The following is a 4,297-nucleotide window of genomic DNA, read 5'->3' as shown; positions in this document are numbered from 1 at the left end:
CTGAGCAGCTTCCACTTTATCCAGCAGGTGGGCGTCGCAGAACGGCCCTTTTTTCAATGAGCGTGCCATGTCCTATTCCTTATTTCTTGCCGCGGCGTGAGACGATCATCGAAGTCGTGCGCTTGTTGCGACGCGTCTTCTTGCCCTTGGTTTGCTGACCCCACGGCGAGACCGGGTGACGACCTGCTGCTGTCTTGCCCTCGCCGCCACCGTGCGGGTGATCGACCGGGTTCATGACAACACCACGAACCGTCGGACGAATACCACGCCAACGATTTGCGCCAGCCTTGCCGATCTTGCGCAGGTTGTGTTCGCCGTTGCCGACTTCACCGATGGTAGCGCGGCACTCGATGTGCACGCGGCGGACTTCACCCGAGCGCAGGCGCACCTGAGCGTAGGTTCCTTCACGCGCCATCAGAACTACTGCAGCGCCTGCGGTACGCGCCATCTGCGCACCTTTGCCTGGCAGCATTTCGACGCAATGCATCGTAGTACCGACCGGAATGTTGCGGATCGGCAGGCAGTTGCCCGCCTTGATCGGCGCTTCCGAACCGTTCATCAGCTGATCACCGACAGCCATGCCCTTGCTGGCCAGCACATAGCGGCGCTCGCCATCGGCGTAAAGCACCAGCGCAATGTTGGCGCTGCGGTTAGGGTCATATTCGAGACGCTCAACCTTGGCCGCGATACCGTCCTTGTTGCGACGGAAGTCGATGACACGGTAGTGCTGCTTATGACCACCACCTATGTGACGGGTAGTGATATGGCCGTTGTTGTTACGGCCGGCAGACTTGGATTGCTTCTCGATCAGGGCAGCGAACGGACGACCTTTGAACAGGCCGGGCGTCACCACCTTCACCATGCCGCGACGGGCTGGCGAGGTCGGTTTCGTCTTTACGAGTGCCATTATTTAGCCTCCTCGGTGAAGTTGATTTCTTGACCAGGCTTCAGGCAGACAAACGCACGACGCGTGTGATTGCGACGGCCATTGAAGCGGCCCGAACGTTTTTGCTTACCTTGACGATTGGCAACCTGAACCGATTCAACCTGAACCTTGAACAGCAACTCAACCGCAGCCTTGATTTCCAGCTTGGTAGCATCAGGCATCACGAGGAAAACGACTTGTTCGTTTTTTTCAGCAACGAAAGTTGCCTTCTCGGAAATGACTGGCGCCAACAACACTTTCATCAAGCGCTCTTCGCTATGTTTCAGAATCGCGCTCATGCCAGCATCTCCTCAATCTTGGCCAATGCCAATTTCGTGATCAGGATCTTCTTGTAGAAGACCAGCGAAACTGGATCAGCATGACGTGGCTCGCAAATCAGCACGTTAGGCAGATTGCGCGATGCCAACAACAGGTTGTCATCCAGGCTGTCAGTAATGACGAGCACTGAATCCAAACCCATATCTTTCAGTTTTTGCGACAAGAGCTTGGTCTTAGGCGCTTCAACTGACAGACTTTCGATGACGGAGAGACGACCTTCGCGAGCCAACTGGGAGAGGATCGAGCAGAGGCCTGCGCGATACATCTTCTTGTTAACTTTGTGCGAGAAGTTTTCTTCAGGCGAGTTCGGGAAAATCCGACCGCCGCCACGCCACAAAGGCGAAGACGACATACCAGCACGAGCACGGCCCGTACCTTTTTGACGCCATGGCTTCTTGGTGGTGTGATGAACTTCTTCACGATCTTTTTGTTTGCGGTTACCGCTGCGTGCGTTGGCTTGATAGGCAACGACGACTTGGTGTATCAGTGCTTCGTTGTAATCGCGACCGAAAATAGTATCCGGCGCAGCAACGTTCGAAGACGATTGACCTTGTGCATTCAGGAGCTTGAGTTCCATGAATTAAGCCCCCTTCTTTGCTTTGACTTTAACAGCAGGCAATACAATCACCTGGCCGTTTTTCGCACCCGGCACAGCACCCTTAACCAACAGCAGTTGGCGATCAGCATCGATACGAGCGATCTCAAGGTTTTGTATTGTGCGGTTCACGTCACCAAGGTGACCGGTCATGCGCTTACCAGGGAAAACACGACCTGGATCTTGCGCCATACCGATGGAGCCTGGAACATTATGCGAACGTGAGTTACCGTGCGTAGCGCGGCCGGAAGAGAAGTGGTAACGCTTGATAACACCAGCGTAACCCTTACCGATCGACACACCCTGCACGTCTACTTTTTGACCGACTTCGAACAGGCTGGCAGCGATAACATCGCCGACTTTCAGTTCGGAAGCAGCAGTAGCAGCAACACGGAATTCTTTGAGGACGGTGCCGGCTTCGACGCCCGCTTTGGCGTGATGCCCAGCGGAAGACTTGTTGACACGGGAAGCACGGCGGCTGCCGAAAGCGACCTGGACAGCCGAATAACCATCGACGTCAGGCGTTTTGATTTGCGTCACACGGTTGTTAGATACGTCCAACACGGTGACAGGAATTGAATCCCCGTCATCCGTGAAGATGCGCATCATACCAACCTTGCGACCAAGAAGGCCTTGGCCTTTATCTTGGTTTTGGTTCATTTTTTCTCCATTCCCACCTACGATTGGGCGGGGCTGATATTTGGAACTACGAGTACCGCAAGGTTTCCAAAGCGGAATCCTTAGCGAAGCCCGAGATTATAACCGGGGAACAGCGCTTCCACAACACCTAAATGTAGGAATTGTTGTTTCCGGCGTTTAACTGCGGGACAAATTTCTGTCCCGCATGATGCAAACAATTTATTGCAGTTTGATTTCGACATCTACGCCAGCCGGCAAATCCAGTTTCATCAATGCATCAACTGTTTTGTCTGTAGGGTCTACGATGTCCATCAAACGTACATGGGTACGGATTTCGAATTGATCGCGCGATGTCTTGTTGACGTGCGGCGAACGCAAAACGTCAAAACGCTGGATGCGTGTAGGCAATGGCACTGGGCCCTTGACCACTGCGCCGGTGCGCTTGGCGGTATCAACGATTTCCAGTGCCGATTGATCGATCAAACGGTAATCGAATGCTTTCAGACGAATACGGATTTTTTGATTTGGCGCTGCTTTCGCTGCTGCTGCTTTTGGTGTTGCTGTCTTTGGTGCTGTTGACATATTCATTCCTTAAAAGAGCGAGCCGCGAGCGGGTAAGCACTCGCGGCGATATTAAATGACAGTGAAGTCAGATAGTTGTTTGATTACTCAATAATCTTGGCAACCACACCGGCGCCAACAGTACGACCGCCTTCGCGTATAGCGAAGCGCAAGCCTTCTTCCATCGCGATCGGGTTGATCAACATCACTGTGATCGACACGTTGTCGCCTGGCATAACCATTTCTTTATCCTTCGGCAACTCGATCGAACCAGTCACGTCCGTAGTACGGAAGTAGAACTGTGGACGGTAGTTGTTGAAGAATGGGGTATGACGGCCGCCTTCGTCTTTCGACAGGACATAGATTTCGCCTGTGAAATGCTTGTGTGGCTTGATCGAACCTGGCTTGGCCAATACTTGGCCCCGCTCCACGTCTTCACGCTTGGTGCCGCGCAGCAATACGCCGACGTTGTCGCCTGCTTGACCTTGGTCGAGCAGTTTGCGGAACATTTCAACACCGGTACAGGTGGTCTTCTGTGTATCGCGGATGCCGATGATTTCAAGTTCTTCGCCGACTTTAACGATACCGCGTTCGATACGACCGGTCACAACGGTGCCGCGACCCGAGATCGAGAATACGTCTTCTACTGGCAACAGGAAGGCGCCGTCTACTGCGCGTTCTGGTGTCGGGATGTAGGTGTCGAGGGCTTCTGCCAGGGCGAGGATAGCTTGTTCGCCGAGTGGACCTGTGTCGCCTTCGAGTGCCAATTTAGCCGAACCCTTGATGATAGGCAGATCGTCGCCTGGGAATTCGTACTTGGAGAGGAGCTCGCGCACTTCCATTTCGACCAGTTCGAGCAATTCTGCATCGTCAACCATGTCGCACTTGTTCAGGAACACGATGATGTATGGAACGCCAACCTGGCGTGCCAGCAGGATGTGCTCACGCGTTTGCGGCATAGGGCCGTCAGCTGCGGAACATACCAGGATCGCGCCGTCCATTTGCGCAGCACCGGTGATCATGTTTTTGACATAATCGGCGTGGCCTGGGCAGTCAACGTGTGCGTAGTGACGGTTTGCTGTTTCGTACTCAACGTGTGCGGTGTTGATCGTGATGCCGCGCGCTTTTTCTTCTGGCGCTGCGTCAATTTGATCGTATGCTTTTGCTTCGCCGCCGAATTTCTTCGACAATACGGTTGCAATCGCTGCTGTCAATGTGGTTTTACCATGATCGACGTG

6 protein-coding genes and 1 pseudogene are annotated in these 4,297 nt (G+C 53.7%); all 7 read right to left on the bottom strand.

What is annotated here, in order from left to right:
• Positions 1 to 69, bottom strand: a pseudogene (locus tag Q7T06_RS11320) (30S ribosomal protein S19); the annotation flags it as partial.
• Positions 70 to 79: 10 nt separating this feature from the next.
• A complete protein-coding gene (gene rplB, locus Q7T06_RS11315) occupies positions 80 to 907 on the bottom strand; it encodes a 50S ribosomal protein L2 (protein ID WP_304784706.1) in 828 nt (275 codons plus the stop codon).
• The gene (gene rplW, locus Q7T06_RS11310) at positions 907 to 1,224 is read right to left on the bottom strand and encodes a 50S ribosomal protein L23 (RefSeq protein ID WP_112990597.1); all 318 of its coding nucleotides are present in this window, start codon (positions 1,222 to 1,224) and stop codon (positions 907 to 909) included. The genes rplB and rplW overlap by 1 nt, the downstream gene beginning before the upstream one ends.
• Positions 1,221 to 1,841, bottom strand: coding sequence for a 50S ribosomal protein L4 (gene rplD, locus Q7T06_RS11305; protein ID WP_304784703.1), 621 nt, complete (start codon positions 1,839 to 1,841; stop codon positions 1,221 to 1,223). Before rplD ends, rplW begins: the two co-directional genes overlap by 4 nt.
• Before the next feature lie 3 nt (positions 1,842 to 1,844).
• Positions 1,845 to 2,519 carry a 50S ribosomal protein L3 gene (gene rplC / locus Q7T06_RS11300; RefSeq protein ID WP_304784700.1) on the bottom strand — a complete coding sequence of 225 codons (675 nt, stop codon included), beginning with the start codon at positions 2,517 to 2,519 and terminating at the stop codon, positions 1,845 to 1,847.
• Positions 2,520 to 2,717: 198 nt separating this feature from the next.
• Complete coding sequence (rpsJ, locus tag Q7T06_RS11295) at positions 2,718 to 3,080, bottom strand: 30S ribosomal protein S10 (RefSeq protein WP_304784698.1); 363 nt, start codon at positions 3,078 to 3,080, stop codon at positions 2,718 to 2,720.
• Positions 3,081 to 3,163: 83 nt separating this feature from the next.
• A partial coding sequence (tuf, locus tag Q7T06_RS11290) for an elongation factor Tu (RefSeq protein WP_304784696.1) occupies positions 3,164 to 4,297 on the bottom strand: 1,134 nt, incomplete at its 5' end.

Origin of the sequence: Herminiimonas sp., assembly GCF_030645555.1 — a bacterium.
Classification (GTDB): Bacteria; Pseudomonadota; Gammaproteobacteria; order Burkholderiales; family Burkholderiaceae_D; genus Oxalicibacterium.
This window is presented reverse-complemented; position numbering and strand designations above follow the sequence as displayed.